This is a genomic window from Kitasatospora terrestris (genome assembly GCF_039542905.1).
Lineage (GTDB): Bacteria > Actinomycetota > Actinomycetes > Streptomycetales > Streptomycetaceae > Kitasatospora > Kitasatospora terrestris.
This window is the reverse complement of the sequence record NZ_BAABIS010000001.1, coordinates 6,825,824-6,846,690: the sequence shown is the minus strand read 5'-3', so window position 1 is coordinate 6,846,690 and position 20,867 is coordinate 6,825,824. Positions and strand designations below refer to the sequence as shown.

The window sequence follows — 20,867 nt, the reverse complement described above, 5'->3', positions numbered from 1 at the left end:
GTCAGTTCCCCAAAGGAACTCACTCGGGGGGCAAGCGGTGCGCACCGTGCCACGGCCGGTCTGGCTGCTGTCGGCGGGCAGCTTCGTCAACATGCTGGTGACCTTCACCTTCGTCTACCTCTTCGTCTACCTGACCGAGGGGCGCGGGCTGCCGGTCACCACCGCGGGCACCATCGCCGGGATCGGCGGCATCGGCCTGGTCGCGGGCAACTTCACCGGCGGCTGGTTCGGCGACCGCTACGGCCACCGGCGCACCCTGCTGGCCGGCTCGGCGCTCTCCGGCGTCGGCCTGCTCCTGCTGCCCGAGCTGCCCACCCCGGCGCTGCCCGCGCTGCTCGCCCTGGCCCAGTACGCCGCCGGCGCGGCCCGCGCCGCCAACAGCGCACTGGTCGCGGTCGCCATGCCACCGGGCGCTCGGCGCCAGGGCGTGGCCGTGATGCGGTTCGCCGCCAACGCCGGGTTCACCCTCGGCCCGCCGCTCGGCGCGCTGATCGCCGCGCACTGGTCGTACGAACTGCTCTTCCGCCTGGACGGCGCCAGCACCCTGCTGTTCGCCGCCTACGCCGCGCGCGTGCTCGGCGCGGACCCGCCGCGCCGCGCCCCCGCCGCCGGGCCGCAGCGGGCGGGCGGGCCCGGGCCGGGCCTGTGGACGATGCTGCGCCGCCGGCCGGCCCTGCTGGCGCTGCTGCCCGCGATCGTCGTGGTCGACACCGTCTACCGCCAGCAGTACTCCACCCTGCCGGTCTTCCTCGCCGACCACGGCCACTCCACCGGCGTGTACGGCGCGCTGCTCGCCGTCAACGGCGGCGCGATCCTCTGCCTGGAGATCCCCGCCGCCCTCGCGCTGCGCCGGATCGCCCCGCTGCGGATCATCGGCACCGGGCTGCTGCTCGTCGGCGCCGGCTTCTCGGTCCTGGCCGGAGCCGCCTCGGTGGCCGCCGCCGCGGCCATGATGCTGCTGGTCACCCTCGGCGAGATCCTCTACAAGACCCCGGCCACCGCGTACGTCGCCGACTGCGCGCCCGAGGGCTACCAGGGCCGCTTCCAGAGCCTGTACGCCGGCGCCTCGATCAGCGGCAGCGTGCTCGCCCCGCCGCTCGGCGCCGCGCTGTACGACCACGCGCCCGGCCTGCTGTGGCCGGTCTGCGGGGCGCTGGCCGCCCTGGCGGGCATCGCCGTGCTCGGCGCCGGGCGGCCGCGGGCCGGCGGGAATGCCCAGGCCGGCCCGGCGGTTGAGACGAAGGTGGAAACGGTTCCCGTTTCCTGAAACGCCGCGAACGAGGAGGACCCCATGGCCGCCGGCGACCTGCGCCCCGTCGTCAAGCTCCGCTCCACCGCTGGGACGGGCTACACCTACGTCACCCGCAAGAGCCGCCGCAACGACCCCGACCGGCTCACCCTCCGCAAGTACGACCCGGTCGCCGGCCGGCACGTCGACTTCCGCGAGGAGCGCTGACGCCGCACGGTCGGAGCGGCACCGCTCCCGCCCCCGGCCGGGTCAGGCCGGGGGCGGGACCAGCACGACCAGGGTGAGGCGGACCGGGTCGGTGCCGGCGTTGCGGTAGGCGTGGGCGGTGCCGGCCTCGTAGGAGGCGGTGGAGCCGGCCGGGACGAGGTGGTCGCGGCCGTCGAGGGTGAGGGTGAGGACGCCCTCGTCGACGCGGGCGATCTCGACGGTGCCGGGCGGGTGGGGGTCGGAGGTGTGGCCCTCGCCGGGGTTGAGGCGCCAGGTCCAGAGTTCGAGCGGGCCGGGCGCCTCGATGCCGTTGAGCAGGGTGCCGCTGCCGCCGTCGGGGCCGGTCCAGAGCTGGACGGCGTCCTCGGCGGGGACGATCCGCACGGTGGAGGTCTCGTCGTAGTCGAGCAGCCGGGCGATGGAGACCCCGAGCGCGTCGGCGAGCCGGACGACGGTGCCGACACTGGGGTTGGTGCGGGCCTGTTCGATCTGGACGACCATGCCGCGGCTGACGCCGGAGCGGGCGGCGAGCGCGTCCAGGGTGTGGCCGCGCTCGGTGCGCAGGCGCTTGAGGTTGCGGGCGAGGGCCTGGGTGACGAGGTCGGGGTCCGGCACGGCGCAGTATCAGCCTCAGTTCAAAATATTGGCTCGGGAAGTCCAGCACAGTGAACTACCCTTGCTCTTGCAAGCAGAGTCCACCTGACTGTACTGCGGAGTCCACCATGCTGTCCCGAATCGTCGCGCACCCGTGAGCGCCGCCCTCGCCCTCACCGCCAGCCTGCTCTGGGGTGTGGCCGACTACGGCGGCGGCGCGCTGACCAGGCGCCTGCCGGCCCTCACCGTGGTGGTGGTCTCGCAGACGGCCGCCGCGGTCCTCCTCGCGGGCGCCGTCCTCGCCACCGGCGGCCTCGCCGACCTCTCGCCCAGGCTGTGGTTCGCCGTCGCCGCTGGCGTGATCGGCCCGTTCGCGCTGCTCGCCTTCTACCGGGCGCTGGCCCTCGGCCCGATGGGCGTGGTCTCGCCGCTGGCCACCATCGGCGTGGCGGTGCCGATCGGCGTCGGGCTGTTCCTCGGCGAGCGCCCGGGCGCGGTCCAGGCGGCGGGCATCGCGGTGGCACTGGCCGGCGTGGCCCTGGCCGGCGGACCGCAGCGCGGCGGCGGGGGCATCGGCCGGGAGGCGCTGCTGCTCACCCTGGGCGCGGCGATGGCCTTCGGCGCCGTGCTGGCGCTGATCGCGCACGGCTCCAGCGGCGGCGGGCTGCTGCTGACGCTGTGCGTGCAGCGGCTGTGCAACGCCGCGGTCGGGGCCGGGATGCTGGCGTACGCGGCCCGGCGGCGACGCGAGCCGCTCGGGCTCGCGGACGCCCGGCGCAGCCTTGCGGCGCTGACCGCGGTGGGCCTCGCGGACGTGGCGGCGAACGGCGCGTTCTCGGCCGCCTCGCACCGCGGTTCGGCGGCGGTGGCGGCGGTCCTCGCCTCGCTGTACCCGGTGGTGACCGCGCTGATGGCGCGCGGCCTGCTGAAGGAGCGGCTGCGCCGGGTGCAGGTGGTCGGCGCCGGCCTGGCGGTCGCCGGGACGCTGCTGCTCGCCGCGGGTTGACGCGCGCCCGCGAGCCACTGCTGGAAGGATTCTGCAGAGCGGGGCCGGTCCTGCACGGCCGCTCCTGCACGGCCACTCCTGCGCCACCGCTCCTGCGCGACCGCTCCTGCGAGGTGAGTCCGATGCCGAAGTTCCTGATCATGGTCCAGGCCACCCAGTCCGACTACGACGCGATGGCCGGCAGTCCGACCCCCGGGTACCCGGCCTGGGACCGGGAGACGCTGACCGCGATGGTCGAGCACATGGACGGGATCAACCGGGAGCTGTCCGAGGCCGGCGAGCTGGTGGACGCCCGGGGCCTGGCCGAGCCGGCCCGCGCGGTCGTGGTCACCGCCGGTCCGGACGGGTCACCGACCGTCTCCGACCGCCCCTACGGCGCGGACCGGCCGGTGCTCGCCGGCTACTGGGTGATCGAGTGCGCGGGCCCCGAGCGCGCGGTGGAGATCGCCCGGCGCGCGTACGCCGCCCCGATGCCAGAGGGCAGCACACCGACCGATGTGGTGGTCCGCCCGGTCGAGGACGAGCCGCCGGGGACGTGACCGCCCGCGGGGCGGGCGGGGGGACGGACCGGCGCCGGGCCCTCCCCCCACGGGAGCCCGGCGCCGGAGACTGTGCGCGGCCGACGGACCGTCAGCCGCGGGCCGTCCAGCGCTGTTCCACCCGGGCGAGGCGCCAGTAGCCGATCGCCGCCGCCCAGACCACCACGAACAGGCCGACGATCGCGAAGCCCACGTTGTCCAGGCTCAGTCCGGCGATCCAGCCGGTCACCGGGTCGGTCAGGTCCAGCTTCTCGTGCAGCACCGCGACCAGTTCGATGGTGCCGATCACGAACGCCACGGCGATCGACAGGCCGGTGATGGTCAGGTTGTAGAACACCTTGCGGACCGGGTTGGAGAACGCCCACTGGTAGGCGAAGTTCATGAAGGTGCCGTCCAGGGTGTCGAACAGGCTCATCCCGGCGGCGAACAGCAGCGGCAGGCACACGATCGCGTACCAGGGCAGGCCGGCCGCCGCGCCCGAGCCCGCCATCACCATCAGCGTCACCTCGGTGGCGGTGTCGAAGCCCAGGCCCAGCACCATGCCGACCGGGAACATCTGCCCCGGGCGGGTGATCGAGCGGGTCGCCCGACCGAGGATCCGGTTCATCAGGCCGCGCGACTCCAGGTGCTTCTCCAGCTCCTTCTCGTCGTACGTGCCCTCGCGCATCTTCCGGAACACCCGCAGGATGCCGGTCAGCGCGGCCAGGTTCAGCGCGGCGATCAGGTAGAGGAAGACGCCCGACGCGGTGGTGCCGACGGTGCCCAGCACCTGGTGGGTGGTGGACTCGTCGTCCATCAGCACGCCCGCGAGCTGGGCGCCGCCGGCCACCAGGGCCGCCATGAGCACCACCATCGAGGAGTGCCCGAGGGCGAACCAGAAGCCCACCGACACCGGCCGCTTGCCGTCCGCCATCAGCTTGCGGGTGGTGTTGTCGATCACCGCGATGTGGTCCGCGTCGAAGGCGTGCCGCATGCCCAGGGTGTACGCGGTGATGCCGAGGCCCACCCCGAACACCTGGGTGCCGACCTCGTACTTCTCCGGCACCACCAGCAGGAACAGGGTGCCGAAGGCCGCCACGTGCATCAGCACGATCACGGCCATCAGACCGGCCGTGCGGACGGTGTCCTCGCGGCGCCAGCGGAAGGACGGAAGGGCACCGGCCACGGCGGGCACGGCGGTTTCGGGCAGGCTCATCTGCGGGTCACGCTCCAGCACCTCGTGGAATCACTTCGTGAGCTGCCGTGGCCGGTCTCCTGGCTGACGGGGTGCTGAGCGCCCGTACCCCGCCTTCCCAGGCGCGGTGCGCCCAGTGGCGGATGAGGGGTACGGACATTCCCCGATCACAGTGGCGAGGGCCGCTCCGGTCTTGCACCGGTCTTCCCGAACACCACGGCTGGACCACCCTAGAGCTGACGGATCGACGGCTGCAAGCCTGCACAGCTGCGCAGGTGTGACGGGTGGCGAAGATCACCACCGGACCGCCTGCGAGAATGCCCCCATGCACCTCGTACCGGCCGACCGCGCCGCCCACCGGCCCATCGACGGCCACCGGGTGTGCGAGGCGATCGCCGCGATCGGCGACGCCGAGCACGTCCGGTCCTGGGCCGAGCGCTTCTCCCTGCTCGCCGACCCCGGACGGCTCTCGCTGCTGCTCGCCCTGCACGAGACCGGCCCGCTCGCCGTCACCGACCTCGCCATCGCCACCGGCATGCGCGACCCGGCGGTCTCCCAGGCGCTGCGGCTGCTGCGGGCCGCCGGGCTGGTCGTCGGCGAGCGGGACGGGCGGGTGGTGCGCTACCGGCTGGTCGACCTCGCCGTCGCCGAGGTGCTCGCGCACGGCGTCCTGGGCGAACGGGACTGATCCCTACTCCTGAGTAGCTGTATTCGGACAGTCTTCCTCGTCATGACACCGGAAGGACGCCCGGATCCTCCATGCTCTCCTCGGCGGTCGCCCGGCGGAAAACCCCGCCACCGCCCGGCACCTGACGAGGAGACACCCGTGACCGTACGCCGCGCCATCGCCGCCGGACTGCTCACCGCAGCCGCCCTCGCCCTCACCATGGCCCCCGGCACCACCGCCGGGGCCGCCGGGACCGGCGACCTGCCGTTCGGCTCCGCGACCACGGTCGGCCTGCACAACACCTACGACCCCGCCGCCTTCCCCTACCTCGCCCAGGGCCTCGACACCGGCACCGGCATGATCGAGCTCGACGCCTGGACCGACACCGTCACCACCGAGTGGAAGGTCAGCCACTCCAACCCGCTCGGCAACGCCAACAACTGCGTCACCGCCACCACGCCCGCCCAGCTCTACACCGGCGGCGCCAACAAGAACCTCGAAACCTGCCTCGACGACGTCCGGGTCTGGCTCGGCGCCCACCCCGGCAGCGGCCCCCTCGTCATCAAGCTCGAACTCAAGGGCGGATTCGCCGCCAACCGCGGCATGGGCCCCGCCCAGCTGGACTCGCTGATCGCCGCCCACCTCGGCTCCACCGCCTTCCGCCCCGCGGACCTGCTCGCCAAGCCCGGCGGCGGCGCCCACGCCACCCTCGACGAAGCCACCCGGGCCGGCAACTGGCCCAGCCGCACCGCCCTCGCCGGCCGCGCCCTGGTCTACGTCATCCCGGGCTCCTTCGAGGAGGGCAACCCCTTCGACACCCTGCACACCGACGTCGAGTACGGCCGCCACCTGCGCGACCTCTCGGCCACCGGGAAGATCGGCCAGGCCCAGGTCTTCCCCGCCTACCACGGCGCCGCCGGCGGCGACCCGCGCTCGGCCTACGAGGCCGACGTCCGCCCGTGGTTCGTCGTCTTCGACGGTGACGCCTCCGCGTACACCGCCGTCGACACCTCCTGGTACGACACCCGGCACTACCTGCTCACCATGACCGACGCGCAGAACGTCGCCCCCGCCATCAGCGGCACCACCCCCACCGCCGACCAGGCCACCGCCCGCACCCGGCAGCTCGCCGGCGCCCACGCCTCCATCGTCTCCAGCGACTGGCGCTCGCTGCCGACCGTCCAGTCCCTGGTCCTCCCCCGCGGCTGACCCCTCCCAGGTGTTCAGCCCAGGAAGTCCACCCGCTCGATCAACCCGTCCCGGACCCGGTGGGCCACCGGGGCCCGCACCGGTTCCTCCGCCACCCCCTCGGCGACCTCCCGGTCCACGACCCAGTCGCCCTCGGCAAGCCGTCCGGTGATCCGGGCGCGGCACCGGCCCTGCGCGAACTGTCGTACGTACGGCTCGCGCAGGGCCTCCCGGCCTTCCCAACGGCTGCCATCCCGCGGTTCACCAGCACGCCGTCCGCGTAGGTGGCGAGGAACGTCTCCGGGTCGTGGGAGTTGCACGCGGCGAACTGCCGATCCACCATCCCCCGAGCACCGTCCACCATCGCCCGCCGTCCTTCCGTCCCCGAACGTCCGCTGTCGGCGGACACGCCGCGCTACCGACCGCGGCCGGGCCACCATGAGGGGATGGACCAGAGCATCCGGATCCACCGCCTCGACCTCGGGTACTTCGTCCGCCCCTCCTCCGAGACCGGCGGCTCCCACCCCCGCGTCGAACCTGTCCTCGCCTACGCGGTCCGCCACCCCGATGGCGTCCTCCTCTTCGACACCGGCATCGGCGACGCCGGGCCCGAAACCGAGGCCTACTACCGCCCGCACCGCCGGCCCCTGGACGCCGCCCTCGCCGGCGCCGGCCTGACCCGCGCCGACATCACGCTGATCGTCAACTGCCACCTGCACTTCGACCACTGCGGCGGCAACCCGCTTTTTCCCGGCATCCCGATCCTGGTCCAGGCCGCCGAACTCGCCACCGCCCGCCGCGGCGGCTACACCGCCGACCACTGCGTCGACTTCCCCGGCGCGACGTACCAGGAGCTCGACGGCGAGGCGAAGCTCCTCCCCGGCATCCGTGTTCTCCCCACCCCCGGCCACACCCCCGGCCACCAGTCCCTCGCCGTCACCACCTCGGACGGCACCACCGTCCTGGCCGGCCAGGCCCACGACACGTCAGCCGAGTACGGCGCCGCCCACCTCGCCCGCCATGCCACGCTCGGCGGCCTCGAACCGCCGCTCCCGCCCTGTCCCACCTGGCACGATCGCCTCGCCGAACTGGACCCCCGGCGGGCGTTCTTCGCCCACGACTCCGCCGTCTGGGAGTCCGTCACATCGTGACCTTTGCCGGGAGTCCCCAGGCCGGGCCGGGCAGCGGTAGCGTCATGCCCGCAGAGGCCCGCCGTCCCTGCTGCCGCGCGTGCCACCGAAGACCCCACCTGCGAAGAACCGCCTCAGGAGCCGACCATGGACGACGAGATACAGCTGATCAGCGACGGCGACGGCCTGGCCGTCATCGGGAACCCCGCAGCCGTCGACCGCTTCCTCGTCTCCGAGGGACTGCCCTCGAAGGACCTCGGACTGCCCAGGCTCGGCCCGACTGTCAACGCTGCGGCCGGCGTCGCGCAGGCGAGGTCCGAGATCGCCGCCAACGCGGGCCGATGGGTGAAACTGACCGAGAAGTCCGCCCAGGCACTCAAGAAGTACCCGCTGATGAAGGGCTCGGAGAAAGGAGTCAGCCGCGCCGTCCTGACCGACAGGGGCAAGACGAAGGGACTGCTCGAGATCGTCAGAGCACCCGGGTCCTTCTTCACCAACCCTGCGGTCCTGGCCGGTGCCGCAGGGCTCATGGCGCAGCTCGCCATGCAACAGACCATGGACGAGATCACGGACTACCTCGCCACGATCGACGAGAAGGTCGACGACGTGCTCCGTGCCCAGAACGACGCGGTGCTCGCCGACATGGTCGGAGCGGGCATCGTCATCGACGAGGCCATGATCGTCCGGGCCCAGGTGGGGCGGGTCTCCGAGGTCACCTGGTCAAAGGTGCAGGGCACCTCCACGACCATCGCCCGGACCCAGGCCTACGCACTACGACGACTGGACGCGCTCGCTGAGAAGATGGAGCAGAAGACCAAGGTCGGCGAACTCGCCAAGACTTCCAAGGACGCCGAGTCCACCGTCAGCGAGTGGCTGGCCGTGCTCGCCCGCTGCTTCCAACTCAACGATGCGCTCGCCGTCCTCGAACTCGACCGTGTCCTGGACACCGACCCAGACGAGCTGGAACTGCACCGCCTCGCGCTCCGCACCGCACGGCAGAACCGGACGGAACTCATCTCCCGGAGCACCGAACGACTGCTGGGCCGCATCGACGCCGCCGTCGGCACGGCCAACACCAAGGTCCTGCTGCACCCCGCCGCCGCCCCCGCCGTGGTGCAGGCCGGCAACCACGTGGCCGTCGCGGTCGTCGAGTTCCAGGGCCGGCTCGGCATCGACCGCGACCGTCGGGCCCTGGATGCCCGTCGCTGGGCCGACGCGGCAGCAGAGGCCCGCGACAAGGTGCTCGAGACCGGGGCGGAAGGTGTCGACGCGGCCAAGCGCCTCGGCATCGACACCTTTGTCCGGGCCCGGTCGGCGACCGGGAAGCTCTCCACCGGGATCACCGACCGGGTCCGGCGCCGACGCGGTGACCAGGTGGGGCGGGACGAGGAGAGCTGAGGTCACCCGGTCCTTCCGGGCATGGCGCGGGGGTCCACCGTAGGCATCACCCGGTCAGCCGCGGCGGACCTCCGCGGACGGTGGCTGTGGTGCGGGGCGCCGCGCTCCAGCCGGACACCGGTGAGGGCGGGGTTGTCGACCAAGGGGTGGAGGTCGCCGTCGGTGACGGTGGTGGAGCCGGTGACGGCGACCTCGCGGAGGCCGGCGACGGTCTCGATCCCGACCTGCGGCGGGGCCTGGAGCTCGGCGAGGCGGGTGAGGCCGGAGAAGTCGACCCGGCCGCGCTGGTCGAGGCCGATGTGGAGCAGCGTCAGCTCGGGGCAGTCGCCCACCGGGGCGGGGTCGGCGACGCCCGGGCCGAGGCGGACGGAGTGCAGGCCCGGCACGTCGCGGACGAACCCGATGTCGACCGTGCCGCGGCCCGGCCCGGCGGTGCCGAGCAGGAGGCCCTCGCACTCGCCGGCGGCGAAGCGGTCGGCGTACGCCGCGTCCCGCTCCTCGCCGTCGAGCTGCATCTCGCGCAGGCCGGAGGCCACTGTCCTGATCCTCACCCGCCCGGTGTGCCTGCCGGGTCGGACGGCCCGCGGCTACGCCATCCAGAAGAAGACGGCGGTCATCCGCTTGTCCTCCAGGGTGCTGCCCCAGTAGCCGGTGGCGGTGTGCATCAGGTTGGCGCTGTAGAGGAGCAGCCGGTTGTAGCGGTGCGGGACGGCGAAGTCCTCGGTGAAGGAGTCGGCGGGGACGTACCGGGTGCCGAGCGCCTCGACCAGGTTGTTGTGCGGCGGCAGGACGACGTTGCCGCCGAGGCGGCCGCCGGGGAGGCTCTGGCGGTAGAAGCTGGTGCCGGCCTGCTTGGGGACGCCGGGGTTGAGGTAGAGGACGGCGGCGTAGCGGCACAGGGCGCGGGAGTCGGTGTGCGGGCGGGGTTCGCTCTCGCCCTCGCCGACGACCTGGACGCAGTTGTGGTTGAAGGTGCCGCCCTCGGCCTGCCCGAGGGCCCAGACCCGGTCGACGCCGACGGTGCGGGCGACCAGGGCCTCGACGTGGGCGAGTTCGTCGGGTTCGAGGGCGGGCATGGCGCGCATGCCGGGCCAGGCTTCGGGCTTGTGCGGGTAGCCGAGGTCCCAGTCCTGCTTGGCCAGGCAGCGGGCGCGGATCTCGTCGATGGTGGGGAGGACGTCGTCGAGGACCCAGTAGTCGCGGCCGCGGGTGGGCTTGCGGTAGGGCAGGACGGGCAGTGCGGGCCCGGGTGGCCGCCGGAGCTGTGGGGGCATGCGGCGAGGTTAGGAGCCACATGCCCCACGACTCGCCCCCGATCCGGTCAACGCTCGGTCAAATTGTCCGAGGTCAGCCAGCCGTCGAGGGTGGTGATGGTGCGGTGGTACGGGCCCTCCGGGCCGGTCGAGCGGTAGTCCTCGTACGAGGATCCGGTGCGGACGGTGGCCGTTCCGTCGGCGCGGTGGGCGCTGGGGCGCAGCACGTGGTCGACGGTGGCGCGGGTCAGCACGTGCGCGCCGGTGGCCTCGGTGGTGTCGCGGTGGTAGCCGAGCTCCATGGCGGTGCGCTGGTCGCTGCCGCCGGCGGCGTCGTGGGCGTAGCGGTAGGTGACGTCGAGCGGTTCGCTCTCGTGCACGGTGGTGGTGCGCCGGGGGCCGCCGCCCCAGGTGGCGACGGTGTGGGTGAGGTCGGCGGTGTTGTGCAGGACGAGGTCGTTGCCGCTGTCGCGCAGGGCCTGCCGGGAGGTGAAGGCGAGGTCCTCGCGGACCTCGGTGGTGATCCGGCCGTGCGAGGTCTGCACCCAGCCGCGGGCGAGGTCGTGCCGGGCGGCGGTGACCTGCCAGTCCCCGCTGCCGCCGCCGTGGTCGGTGAGGGCGGTGGAGACGGCGGCGTGGTCGGCGACCGCGTGCTCGGTGAGCGCGCCGGTGGTGCGGGCGCTGCCCCGGTCGAGGGTGGCGAGCAGGTTGACCTGACCGGTCCACAGGTCGTTGGACTGGCTCTCGGCCGCGTTGACCTCGATGCCGATCCGGTGCGGGCGGCCGTCGGTGAGCAGGCCGACGTACGGGGTGAGGTCGAGGCGGTAGGCGGGCAGCTCGAAGGCGAAGATGCCCTGGGTGGGCCGCCACAGCAGCGGGTCCCAGCCGCCGGTGTAGATCACCGGGTAGGGCTGGACGGCGCCGGCGGTGCGGCCGTCGACGGAGAGCCGCAGTTCGCGGAACGGGCCCTTGCCGCACCAGCCGAGGCCGGGGTTGGCCCGGACGAACTCGTCGGGGGCGGAGGCGTAGGCGAACTCCTCGCAGGCGCCGCCGCCGCGGGCGTACACCTCGGCGGTCAGCCGTTCCAGGTTGGGCGGGAACACCAGGTCGGAGGAGCTCGCCGGGGCGGCCTGGGTCAGGCCGAACGGCGCGGTGGTGAGCACCCGGTCGGCGGTGCGGGCGGCGGGGTGCGCGGCCGAGGCGGTGTAGAAGGTGAGGGTGGCGGTGATCGTGAAGACGCCGGTGTAGGTGTCGTCGACGACGTTGGCCAGGTCGAAGGCGAACGGCTGCGGGCGGTCCAGCAGTGCGGCGTACCGGGTGAGGTCGTGTTCGGTGTGCCACTCGATGCCGTCCCGGGACGGCTCGGGGGTGGAGGAGAGCAGGACCTCGACGCCGCCGATCCGGACGGTGAACAGCCGGTCGAACTGACGGCCCGCCACCGAGCCGCGCAGGTCGAGGACGACCGCCGACCACGGCCCGGGGCAGTCGGCGGGCGGGCTGACGGTGGCGGTGTACGGGGTGTCCGGCGGGTTGCCGTAGCCGCTGCGGAACGGCCGGTCGTGCATCGCCTCGACCGTGCAGGACCGGGTGTCCGGCCTGGTCAGCGGCTTGGCCGCGGTGACGGGGTCGTGGTAGTCGGTGCCGAAGTCGGCGTGGGCGGGTGCCGCGCCGCCCAGGGCGGCGGCGAGGGCGAGCGCGGCGGTCACGAGGACGCGGCCGGCGCGCTGGGCGAGGGTCGGTAATGCCACGACGGGCCTTCCTGGCTGGGGACGGTCGCGGCATCCTCCCGCCGATGGCATGGCAGCGTCAACGGCCTCGGGGGTCAGCGCCGCTCACCGACCAGGGCCTCGAAGCGGCGCAGCGCACGGCCCCCGAGCGGACGGAGGGCGGGAGCGAGCAGCCCGGCCGCGGGCAGCCGCAGCGTGCCCAGGAAGGCGAAGCGGGTGCCCTCCCCGTCGGGACGGGCGGCCATCCCGCCGAGCACGAAACGGCTCTGCATCAGGCACCAGCCCGGCTCCAGCCGGACGTCGAACCGGGCCCGCAGGCGCGAGTGGCCGACGATCAGCGCCTCGGTGGCGTCGGCGTTGGCGCGCACGGTGCGGATGTCCGGCAGCCAGCGCGGCAGGGCCCCCTCCAGGTCGGTGGCCACCTCCCAGACCCGCTCGAACGGCGCCGCCAGCACCGCCTCGTGGATGCTCGCACCGGGTACGGTGGCCGCCAGCACGCGCAGCCGCCGCACCGGGTCGAAGTCGGCGACCGGCCAGTCGGGGTGCATCGGTTCGGTCACTGCTGCCACGCCCTTCGGAAGCTCAGCCGGGCCCGGGAGAGCCGCGACTTCACGGTGCCGGCCGCCACGCCGAGCAGGTCGGCGGTCTGCCGCTCGTCCAGCCCCTCCAGGTCGCGCAGGACCAGCACGGCCCGGTGCTCGGGGGTCAGCCGGTCCAGGACGTCCCGGATGTCGGCGGCGAGCTGCGGGTCCCCCGGCGCGGGCACCTCGGCCAGCTCGCTGGGGACGCTGCGCGCGGTGCGCCGGACGTGCCGGACCGCCTCGCGCACCGCGATCACCCGGACCCAGCCGAACAGCGCGGCCGGGTCGTCGAGCTGGCGCAGCTTGCGGAAGACCGCGATCAGCGCCTCCTGGGTGGCGTCCGGGCCGTCGTCCAGCGCGATCGGGCCGCACAGCCGGCGCACGTACGGGGTGACCAGCTCCAGCAGCTCCGCCAGCGCCAGCCGGTCGCCCCGCTGCGCGGCGCGCACCAGCCCGGCGGTGCGAGCGGGTGTCGGATCCACGGCAGCCTCCTTCCGGTTCTCCCAGGGGAGGCCGGTGACGGGCCGGAGGTTCCCCCGGATTTCGTGACCCTGATCACAGGAACGGACCGGGGCGGCCACGGCTCCTGGATGTGTCGGATCGTCAGAACACCGGAGGAGAGCCTCGGATGAGGAAGAGTCGGATCGCAGGGGGGCTGGCGGCGGTGCTCGGCGCGGACAGCGCGGCGCACCTGTACTGGACCACCGGCGCGACCTGGCCCGCCGGCGACGCGGCGGGCCTGTCGCAGGCGGTGCTGGGCGCGGACGTGCCGTTCACCCCGCCCGTGCTGGTGCCGCTGGCCGCGGTGCTGGCGGGCGGGGCGGCGCTGGTGCTCGCGCAGGGCGGGCTGGTGCGGCTGCCCGCGCCTGCGGCGCTGCCGCGCTGGGGCACGCGCGCGGTCGCTGCGGGGCTGACCCTGCGGGCGGCCGCGGGGCTGGTCTGGGCGACCGGCACCGGCATGGAGACCGGGTCGGTGTTCTACGCCCTCAACGTCGCGCTGTACACGCCGCTGTGCCTGGCCGCGGCTGCGGCCGCCTGGCACCTGGGCCGGGCGTAGCCGCCGGCGGGTGCGCCCACGCTACGGGCGCACCCGCCGGGGGCGCGGGGGCACCTCCCGCGCCCCCGGCGGTTGCCCCTAGCCGGCCTGGCAGCTCGCGCACCAGAAGAGGTTGCGGGAGGCGTGTTCCTCCGTGCTGACCGGGGTCTCGCAGACCAGGCAGGGCTGCCCGGTGCGACGGTAGACGTACACCTCGCCGCCGTGGTCGTCGACGCGCGGGGGGCGGCCCATCGCCTCGGGGGTGTGCTCGGGTCGGACGGTGTCGATCCGGCCGGCGGCGACGCCCTCGTGCATCAGGGCGACGAGGTCGGCCCAGATCGCGTCCCACTCGGCGCGGCGGAGCAGGCGGCCGGGGCGGTGCGGCCGGATCCCGTGCCGGAACAGCACCTCGGCGCGGTAGACGTTGCCGACGCCGGCGAGGACCTTCTGGTCCATCAGCAGGGCGGCGACCGTGGTGGAGCTGTTGGAGACCCGCCGCCAGGCGGTGTCGGGGTCGGCGTCGGCGCGCAGCGGGTCGGGCCCGAGGCGGCGCTGGACGGCGGCCTTCTCGCCGGGGGTGAGCAGCTCGCAGGTGTTGGGCCCGCGCAGGTCGGCGTAGCCGTCCTCGTTCTCCAGGCGGAGCCGGATCAGGCCGACCGGCTCGGGGGCGGGGCCGGTGCCGAAGGTGAAGCCGCCGTAGAGGCCGAGGTGGATGTGCAGCCAGGCGTCGCCGAAGCCGAGGAAGAGGTGCTTCCCGTGGGCCTCCGCCGCGTCCAGCACCCGGCCGTCGATCAGGGCGGCGCCCTCGGCGAAGCGGCCCTGCGGGCTGGTGACCCGGACCGGGCGGTCGCCGAAGGCGGCGTGGTTCTGGCCGGCCAGGCGGTGGATGATGTGGCCCTCGGGCACGGGCGTCAGCTCCTCGGGAGTTCCGTTGCGATGTCCCCAGTCTCCCAGTCGGCACTGACAGCCTTCTGCCGCCGGTAGTGCCGGGCGACCCGGGCGCGGTTGGAGCAGGAGGGCTTGCAGTACTCCTGCCGGCCGTGGCCCTTGAGGAAGTACCGGACGCAGCGCGGGGCGGTGCAGGCCCGCAGCTGTTCGCGCCCGGGGCCGGCGAGGAACTCGGCGGTGGCCCGGGCGAGGGCGGCGGTGACCCGGGTGAGCGGGTCGGCGGCGGCGCCGAGCTGCACGAGCGCCGGCGGCGCCTGCTCGGCCCACTCCAGGCGGGGGGCGACGGGCCGGCGGGCGGCGGCGGTGTTGATCCGCTCCAGGGCGCGGTCGAGCGGCAGCAGCCGGTGGGCGTCGGCGGGGCTGGGCGGGGCGGGGCTGACGGCGCGGGCGAACAGCGCCCGGACGGCCTCGCGCAGGGCGCGCACCTCGGCCAGCGCGGCCTCGTCCGCCGTGAAGCCCCCGGCGTCCAGCGCGTCGGCCCGGTCGCGGACCCAGCCGTCCAGCTCGGCGGGCGTGGTGAGGTCGTCGGCGACGCCGCCGTGCCCGTCGTGGCGGACGGTGCTCGCCAGCTCCAGCGCCAGGACCCGTTCGGTCACCGCGTTCCTCCCGTCCACTTGATCGACTGCCGAGCCATAGCCTACCGTCCTAACGCATCCAATCGGAACAACCGTTAGGACGGATCACCGCCATGGTTCTGCTCGCCCAGCTCAGCGACCTCCACCTGGACGGCACCGCACGCACCGCCACCCGGGCCGCCCGGGCCGTCGAGCACCTGCGCGCCCTGCCCACCCCGCCGGACGCGCTGCTGGTCACCGGCGACATCGCCGACCACGGGGCGCTCGCCGAGTACGAGCTCGCCGCCCGGCTGCTCGACCTGCCGTTCCCGGTGCTCACCTGCCCGGGCAACCACGACGTGCGCGCCGCCTTCCGCGAGGGCCTGCTCGGCGAGGCCCCGTCGGACCGGCCGATCAACCGGCTGCACCTGGTCGGCGGGCTCGCCGTGCTGATGTGCGACGTCACCGTGCCCGGCCGGGACGAGGGCGTGCTGTCCGAGGAGACCCGGGAGTGGATCGACGAGGTGCTCGGCGGCCTCGCCCCCGGCACCCCGTCGGTGCTGGCCTTCCACCAGCCGCCGGTCCCGATGCACCACCCGCTGCCGGACGAGGGCCGTCTGCGCGAGCCGGAGCGGCTCGCCGCGCTGGTCGAGCGGCACCCCGGCGTGGTCGCGGTGATCACCGGCCACGCGCACACCGCGGCGGCGGCGCGCTTCGCCGGCCGCCCGCTGGTCGTCGGCCCGGCCACCACCTGGACCCTGCGCCTGCCCTGGGAGGGCCCGGACGCCGCCGACCGCGACCAGCCGCCCGCGCTCGCCTACCACGTGGTCAAGGGCGGGGAGCTCACCACGCACTTCCGCGTCCTGCCGTGACCGCCCGGATCGCCGGCTTCCTGCTGGCCGTCCTGCCGCTGGTCGCCGTCCCGGGCGCCAGTCTGACCCTGCTGGTCTCGCAGGTCGCGGCGGGCGGGCGGCGGCGCGCCGTCCCGGTGGTCGCGGGGACGGTCTGCGGGCTGGCCGTGCACGCCTGCCTCGCGCTGGCCGGGCTGTCCGCCGCGGTGATGCACTCCGCCGAGGCGTTCACCGCGGTCCGGCTGGCGGGCGCCGCCTACCTGCTGGGCCTGGGCCTGTGGACGCTCCGCCCGCCGCGGACCGCCCGGCCGCGCCGGGCCCGCGGCTCGGCGTTCACCCAGGCGCTGCTCGGCAACGTGCTCAACCCCAAGGCGGCGTCGATCTTCCTGACCGTGCTGCCGCAGTTCCTCGACCCCGCCCGCCCGGTGGCACCGCAGGTCGCGGCGCTCGCGGCCGCCCAGGCGCTGCTGGTGGCCGGCTGGCTGCTCGGCTGGACGGCCCTGCTCGCCACCGCCGAGCGCGCCCTGCGCGACCCGGTGGTGCGCCGCCGCACCGGACAGCTCGGCGGCGCCGTGCTGATCGCCCTCGGACTGCGCGCCGCACTCGCCTGACGACGGACCGGCGGGCGGCCCGGGCTCGGCGGCTCGGCGGCTCAGCGGCTCAGCGGCCGGTCAGCCGGGACATCACCGCGTGGTCCAGCGCCGCGGCCGTCTCCTCCACGGTGAGCTGCGAGTTGTCGATGATCGGCAGGCCCGAGGTGCGCCAGCCGGCCATCCGGCCGTGGATCCGGGCCACCTCCTCGTCGCTGAGCCGCCGGTTGCCGCTGCGTTCGGCGTTGCGGGCGAGCACCCGGTCGAGGCCGGGCAGCAGGACGACGGGCAGCATGCCGGGGCCGATGTGCCGCTTCCAGCCGCCGAGGCCGATGGCCGGGCGGTCGGGGAAGACGGCGTCGTCGATGATGCAGGAGATGCCGTTGGCGAGGTAGTTGCGGCAGGCGAAGCCGCAGGTGCGGCGGGCCAGCCGGTACTGCGCCTCGGAGGCGGTGTTCCAGCCGGACTGCGGGTTGGCGAAGCCGGACTGCACCCACTCGCGGACGTCGTCCAGGCTGATGTGCGCGGTCGGCGTCGGGCGGCGCTCCGCCCAGTAGCGGGCCACGGTGGTCTTGCCGGCGCCCGCGGGGCCGATCAGCAGCACGGCGACCGGCGGGCTCGGCAGGGGCTGCTGTGGCGGGTACGCGGGCAGCTGCACGGGCGCTCCGGCGGGAAGCGTGAAATGTCCGGTCGCCCCGGCGGGCACCGGGGGCACGGCCTTGAGCGGCACGGTCGGCCGGTCCCGGCGGACCGGCTGCGGCTGGTACCCGGGCTGCGGCACGCCCGCCATGACGGGCTGCCCGCCGGTCGGGTACGGCGGCGCGAGCGGCCGCGGCGGCACCGCCCCTCCTGCTGCGAACTGCTGCGACACGGTCACCTCCCGACGTGAATCTACACGTCGACCCGGTGGCAGGCACAGCCCACCACCGGGTCGTTGACCTGCCGTCAGCGCGTGGCGAGCTGTTCGGCGAGGGCGCGCAGGGCCAGTTCGTACGAGCCGATGCCGAATCCGGCGATGGTGCCGGAGGCCACCGCGGCGATCACCGAGGTGTGCCGGAAGGCCTCCCGCGCGTACGGGTTGGAGATGTGCACCTCGATCAGCGGTGCGGTCCGCTGGGCGGCCGCGTCCCGCATGGCGTACGAGTAGTGCGTGAACGCACCGGGGTTGATCACCACCGGGACCCGCCCGTCCGCCGCCTCGTGCAGCCACTGCACCATCTGCAGTTCGGAGTTGGTCTCGTGCACCTCGACGTCCAGGCCGAGCTCGGCGCCGAGCTTCGTGCAGCGGTCGACCAGCCCGGCGTACGAGGTGGCGCCGTAGACGTCCGGCTCGCGGCTGCCGAGCCGGCCGAGGTTGGGGCCGTTGAGCACCATCACCCGGGTGGTCATCCGGAGACCTCCGCGTACGCGGCGACCAGCAGGGACGGGTCCGGGCCCTCCAGGATGGAGGTCTTGGCCAGACCGTCCAGGACGACGAAGCGCAGCAGGTCGCCGCGCGACTTCTTGTCGATCTTCATGGCGTCCAGCAGCTTGGGCCAGGCGTCCGCCCGGTAGGTGAGCGGCAGGCCCACCGCGCCGAGCACGGCCCTGTGCCGGTCGGCGGTCTCGTCGTCCAGCCGGCCGGCCAGCCGGCCGAGCTCTGCGGCGAACACCATGCCGATGGAGATCGCCGCGCCGTGCCGCCACTTGTAGCGCTCGTTGCGCTCGATGGCGTGGCCCAGGGTGTGCCCGTAGTTGAGGATCTCCCGCTTGCCGGCTTCCTTGAGGTCGCCGGAGACCACGTCCGCCTTGACCTGGATGGCCCGCCGGATCAGCTCCGGTGTGTGGGGGCCGGCCGACGTGGTGGCGGCCTCCGGGTCGGACTCGATCAGGTCGAGGATCACCGGGTCGGCGATGAAACCGGCCTTGATCACCTCGGCCAGGCCGGAGACGTAGTCGTGCTTGCCCAGCGACTCCAGGGTGCCCAGGTCGGCCAGCACGCCCGCGGGCGGGTGGAAGGCGCCGACCATGTTCTTGCCCTCGGCGATGTTGATGCCGGTCTTGCCGCCGACCGCCGCGTCCACCATGCCGAGCAGGGTGGTCGGCATGGAGATCCAGCGCACCCCGCGCAGCCAGGTGGCCGCGACGAAGCCAGCCAGGTCGGTGGTGGCGCCGCCGCCGAGACCGACGATCACGTCGGAGCGGGTGAACCCGGTCTGGCCGAGCACCGACCAGCAGTACGCGGCCACCTCGGCACTCTTCGCCTCCTCGGCGTTGGGCACCTGCAGGGCGATCGCCTCGTAGCCCTCGGCGGCCAGGTCCTCGCGGATCGCCTCGCCGGTGGCGGCCAGCGCCTCCGGGTGGATGACCGCGACGCGCTTGGCCTTCGCGCCGATCAGCGGCGCCAGCTCACCGAGCAGCTGGTGCCCGATCAGCACGTCGTAGGGGTCGTGTCCGGCGCTGCCGCCGACGTGGATCCGGACGATGTCAGTGGTCATGACTGCTTGAGCTCCAGTGCTTCCAGTACGGCGTCCGCGACCTGCTCGGGGGTGCGGCCCTCGGTGTCGACCACGGCGGTCGCCACCTCCAGGTAGAGGGGGCGGCGGGCCTCCATCAGCTCGCGCCAGCGGGCCCGCGGGTTGATCGCCAGCAGCGGGCGCGGCGCGTCCAGGCCGACCCGCTTCACGGCGTCGCCCAGCGCGACCTCCAGGAACACCACCGGCAGCTCGCGCAGCAGTTCGCGGGTGGCGTCCGCCATCACCGCGCCGCCGCCGAGCGCCAGCACCCCGGCGTGGCCGGTGGCGGCGTCGCGGACGGCCCGCACCTCCAGCTCGCGGAAGTGCGGCTCGCCCTCGTCGACGAAGATCTCCGGGATCGGCTTCCCGGCCAGCTGCTCGATGTCCGCGTCGGTGTCCCGGAAGCCGACGCCCAGGCGCTCGGCGAGGACCCGCCCGACGGTGGACTTGCCACTGCCGGGCGGGCCGACCAGCACCACGCGAGGTGACGTCATCGGACGATCAGGTTGTCGAGGTAGCTCTGCACGTTGCGGCGGGTCTCGGAGACGTTGTCGCCGCCGAACTTCTCCGCCACCGCGTCCGCCAGCACCAGCGCGACCATCGCCTCGGCGACGATGCCGGCCGCCGGCACGGCGCAGACGTCCGAGCGCTGGTGGTGCGCCTTGGCCTCCTCGCCGGTGCGGGTGTCGATGGTCCGCAGGGCACGCGGGACGGTCGCGATCGGCTTCATCGCGGCGCGCACCCGCAGCAGCTCGCCGGTGGACAGGCCGCCCTCGGTGCCGCCCGAACGGCCCGAGGTGCGCTTGACGCCCTCCGGGCTCGGGACGATCTCGTCGTGCGCCTGCGAGCCCGGCACCCGGGCCAGGTCGAAGCCGTCGCCGACCTCGACGCCCTTGATCGCCTGGATGCCCATCAGCGCGGCCGCGAGCCGCGCGTCCAGCCGGCGGTCCCAGTGCACGTGCGAGCCGAGGCCCACCGGCACGCCGTACGCCAGCACCTCGACCACACCGCCGAGGGTGTCGCCGTCCTTGTGCGCCTGGTCGATCTCGGCGACCATCCGCTTCGACGCGTCCGCGTCCAGGCAGCGCACCGGGTCCTCGTCGAGGCGGGCCTCGTCCGCGGGCAGCGGCAGCACGCCGGCCGGGGCCTTGGCGGCGGCCAGCTCGACCACGTGGCTGACGATCTCGATCCCGCAGGTCTCCTTGAGGTACGAGCGGGCGACCACGCCGAGCGCGACCCGGGCCGCGGTCTCGCGGGCGCTGGCGCGCTCCAGGATCGGGCGGGCCTCGTCGATCGAGTACTTCTGCATGCCCGCGAGGTCCGCGTGGCCCGGCCGCGGCCGGGTCAGCGGCTCGTTGCGGGCCAGGCCGGCCAGCACCTCGGGGTCGATGGGGTCGGCCGACATGACCTGCTCCCACTTCGGCCACTCGGTGTTGCCGACCATGATCGCCACCGGCGAGCCCATGGACAGACCGTGGCGGACACCGCCGAGGAAGGTCACCTCGTCCTGCTCGAACTTCATCCGCGCTCCGCGGCCGTAGCCGAGCCGGCGGCGGGCCAGCGCGTCGGCCACCATCTCGGTGGTGACCGGCACACCGGCCGGCAGGCCCTCCAGCGTCGCGACCAGAGCGGGGCCGTGCGACTCCCCCGCCGTCAGCCAGCGCAACCTACCCAACGGAG

At 74.3% G+C, this 20,867-nt stretch carries 25 protein-coding genes and 1 riboswitch; of the genes, 11 read left to right on the top strand and 14 right to left on the bottom strand.

The features are described 5' to 3' along the window. The first annotated feature begins 91 nt into the window (after positions 1-91). Positions 92-1,267, top strand: coding sequence for an MFS transporter (locus ABEB06_RS31455; RefSeq protein ID WP_425559816.1), 1,176 nt, complete (start codon positions 92-94; stop codon positions 1,265-1,267). Between the two features lie 24 nt (positions 1,268-1,291). Then, a complete protein-coding gene (rpmG, locus tag ABEB06_RS31450) occupies positions 1,292-1,456 on the top strand; it encodes a 50S ribosomal protein L33 (protein WP_345700297.1) in 165 nt (54 codons plus the stop codon). A gap of 42 nt (positions 1,457-1,498) precedes the next feature. Here rpmG and ABEB06_RS31445 read toward each other — a convergent pair whose 3' ends face one another. After that, positions 1,499-2,071 (bottom strand): helix-turn-helix domain-containing protein, encoded by a 573-nt coding sequence (locus ABEB06_RS31445; RefSeq protein ID WP_345700296.1) that lies wholly within the window; start codon positions 2,069-2,071, stop codon positions 1,499-1,501. 133 nt (positions 2,072-2,204) lie between these two features. On the opposite strand from ABEB06_RS31445, the gene ABEB06_RS31440 reads away from it, so the two are divergent. Further along, positions 2,205-3,056: an EamA family transporter gene (locus ABEB06_RS31440; protein WP_345700295.1), complete on the top strand. Its 852-nt coding sequence runs from the start codon at positions 2,205-2,207 to the stop codon at positions 3,054-3,056. Between the two features lie 122 nt (positions 3,057-3,178). Next, positions 3,179-3,595, top strand: coding sequence for a YciI family protein (locus ABEB06_RS31435; protein WP_345700294.1), 417 nt, complete (start codon positions 3,179-3,181; stop codon positions 3,593-3,595). 91 nt (positions 3,596-3,686) lie between these two features. Here ABEB06_RS31435 and nicT read toward each other — a convergent pair whose 3' ends face one another. Then, entirely contained in the window at positions 3,687-4,790 is a 1,104-nt protein-coding gene (gene nicT / locus ABEB06_RS31430; protein WP_345700293.1) for a Nickel transporter NicT, read from the bottom strand. Between the two features lie 32 nt (positions 4,791-4,822). Continuing rightward, positions 4,823-5,003: riboswitch (cobalamin riboswitch) on the bottom strand. Positions 5,004-5,094: 91 nt separating this feature from the next. Here nicT and ABEB06_RS31425 point away from each other — a divergent pair. The 4 genes from ABEB06_RS31425 (at position 5,095) to ABEB06_RS31410 (ending at position 9,152) form a co-directional block, all read left to right on the top strand. Continuing rightward, entirely contained in the window at positions 5,095-5,457 is a 363-nt protein-coding gene (locus ABEB06_RS31425) for an ArsR/SmtB family transcription factor (RefSeq protein WP_345700292.1), read from the top strand. A gap of 138 nt (positions 5,458-5,595) precedes the next feature. Beyond that, positions 5,596-6,645, top strand: coding sequence for a phosphatidylinositol-specific phospholipase C domain-containing protein (locus ABEB06_RS31420; RefSeq protein ID WP_345700291.1), 1,050 nt, complete (start codon positions 5,596-5,598; stop codon positions 6,643-6,645). Positions 6,646-7,070: 425 nt separating this feature from the next. Next, complete coding sequence (locus tag ABEB06_RS31415) at positions 7,071-7,775, top strand: N-acyl homoserine lactonase family protein (protein ID WP_345700290.1); 705 nt, start codon at positions 7,071-7,073, stop codon at positions 7,773-7,775. Between the two features lie 126 nt (positions 7,776-7,901). Next, positions 7,902-9,152 (top strand): hypothetical protein, encoded by a 1,251-nt coding sequence (locus ABEB06_RS31410; RefSeq protein ID WP_345700289.1) that lies wholly within the window; start codon positions 7,902-7,904, stop codon positions 9,150-9,152. 2 nt (positions 9,153-9,154) lie between these two features. Here the strand turns inward: ABEB06_RS31410 and ABEB06_RS31405 are convergent, their stop codons facing one another. From ABEB06_RS31405 to ABEB06_RS31385, 5 genes are all read right to left on the bottom strand, one after another. Next, positions 9,155-9,703, bottom strand: coding sequence for a hypothetical protein (locus ABEB06_RS31405; protein WP_345700288.1), 549 nt, complete (start codon positions 9,701-9,703; stop codon positions 9,155-9,157). Positions 9,704-9,739: 36 nt separating this feature from the next. After that, complete coding sequence (locus tag ABEB06_RS31400; RefSeq protein ID WP_345700287.1) at positions 9,740-10,426, bottom strand: DUF6445 family protein; 687 nt, start codon at positions 10,424-10,426, stop codon at positions 9,740-9,742. A 47-nt stretch (positions 10,427-10,473) separates the two neighbouring features. After that, positions 10,474-12,153, bottom strand: a complete 1,680-nt coding sequence (locus ABEB06_RS31395; RefSeq protein WP_345700286.1) for a peptide-N4-asparagine amidase — start codon at positions 12,151-12,153, stop codon at positions 10,474-10,476. A 74-nt stretch (positions 12,154-12,227) separates the two neighbouring features. Beyond that, a complete protein-coding gene (locus tag ABEB06_RS31390; RefSeq protein WP_345700285.1) occupies positions 12,228-12,692 on the bottom strand; it encodes an SRPBCC family protein in 465 nt (154 codons plus the stop codon). Beyond that, positions 12,689-13,195: an RNA polymerase sigma factor gene (locus ABEB06_RS31385; RefSeq protein WP_345700284.1), complete on the bottom strand. Its 507-nt coding sequence runs from the start codon at positions 13,193-13,195 to the stop codon at positions 12,689-12,691. The genes ABEB06_RS31390 and ABEB06_RS31385 overlap by 4 nt, the downstream gene beginning before the upstream one ends. A gap of 146 nt (positions 13,196-13,341) precedes the next feature. Between ABEB06_RS31385 and ABEB06_RS31380 the strand changes: the two genes are divergently transcribed. Beyond that, positions 13,342-13,770 carry a DUF3995 domain-containing protein gene (locus tag ABEB06_RS31380; RefSeq protein ID WP_345700283.1) on the top strand — a complete coding sequence of 143 codons (429 nt, stop codon included), beginning with the start codon at positions 13,342-13,344 and terminating at the stop codon, positions 13,768-13,770. Between the two features lie 78 nt (positions 13,771-13,848). Here the strand turns inward: ABEB06_RS31380 and ABEB06_RS31375 are convergent, their stop codons facing one another. Continuing rightward, a complete protein-coding gene (locus ABEB06_RS31375) occupies positions 13,849-14,655 on the bottom strand; it encodes an Fpg/Nei family DNA glycosylase (RefSeq protein WP_345700282.1) in 807 nt (268 codons plus the stop codon). A gap of 5 nt (positions 14,656-14,660) precedes the next feature. Further along, positions 14,661-15,293, bottom strand: a complete 633-nt coding sequence (locus ABEB06_RS31370; RefSeq protein WP_345700281.1) for a CGNR zinc finger domain-containing protein — start codon at positions 15,291-15,293, stop codon at positions 14,661-14,663. Between the two features lie 92 nt (positions 15,294-15,385). Here ABEB06_RS31370 and ABEB06_RS31365 point away from each other — a divergent pair, with 92 nt between their 5' ends. Both ABEB06_RS31365 and ABEB06_RS31360 read left to right on the top strand, forming a co-directional pair. Continuing rightward, the gene (locus tag ABEB06_RS31365) at positions 15,386-16,123 is read left to right on the top strand and encodes a metallophosphoesterase (RefSeq protein WP_345700280.1); all 738 of its coding nucleotides are present in this window, start codon (positions 15,386-15,388) and stop codon (positions 16,121-16,123) included. Next, positions 16,120-16,713, top strand: coding sequence for a LysE family translocator (locus ABEB06_RS31360; RefSeq protein ID WP_345700279.1), 594 nt, complete (start codon positions 16,120-16,122; stop codon positions 16,711-16,713). The genes ABEB06_RS31365 and ABEB06_RS31360 overlap by 4 nt, the downstream gene beginning before the upstream one ends. Positions 16,714-16,762: 49 nt before the next feature. Here the strand turns inward: ABEB06_RS31360 and ABEB06_RS31355 are convergent, their stop codons facing one another. The 5 genes from ABEB06_RS31355 to aroC form a co-directional block, all read right to left on the bottom strand. Next, positions 16,763-17,569, bottom strand: a complete 807-nt coding sequence (locus ABEB06_RS31355; protein WP_425559723.1) for an AAA family ATPase — start codon at positions 17,567-17,569, stop codon at positions 16,763-16,765. A 68-nt stretch (positions 17,570-17,637) separates the two neighbouring features. Next, on the bottom strand, positions 17,638-18,081 hold the full coding sequence (aroQ, locus tag ABEB06_RS31350; protein WP_345700277.1) for a type II 3-dehydroquinate dehydratase: 444 nt from the start codon (positions 18,079-18,081) through the stop codon (positions 17,638-17,640). Then, entirely contained in the window at positions 18,078-19,169 is a 1,092-nt protein-coding gene (aroB, locus tag ABEB06_RS31345; protein ID WP_345700276.1) for a 3-dehydroquinate synthase, read from the bottom strand. Before aroB ends, aroQ begins: the two co-directional genes overlap by 4 nt. Continuing rightward, positions 19,166-19,681, bottom strand: a complete 516-nt coding sequence (locus ABEB06_RS31340) for a shikimate kinase (protein WP_345700275.1) — start codon at positions 19,679-19,681, stop codon at positions 19,166-19,168. Before ABEB06_RS31340 ends, aroB begins: the two co-directional genes overlap by 4 nt. Beyond that, on the bottom strand, positions 19,678-20,862 hold the full coding sequence (aroC, locus tag ABEB06_RS31335) for a chorismate synthase (protein ID WP_345700274.1): 1,185 nt from the start codon (positions 20,860-20,862) through the stop codon (positions 19,678-19,680). Before aroC ends, ABEB06_RS31340 begins: the two co-directional genes overlap by 4 nt. Positions 20,863-20,867: the final 5 nt, after the last annotated feature.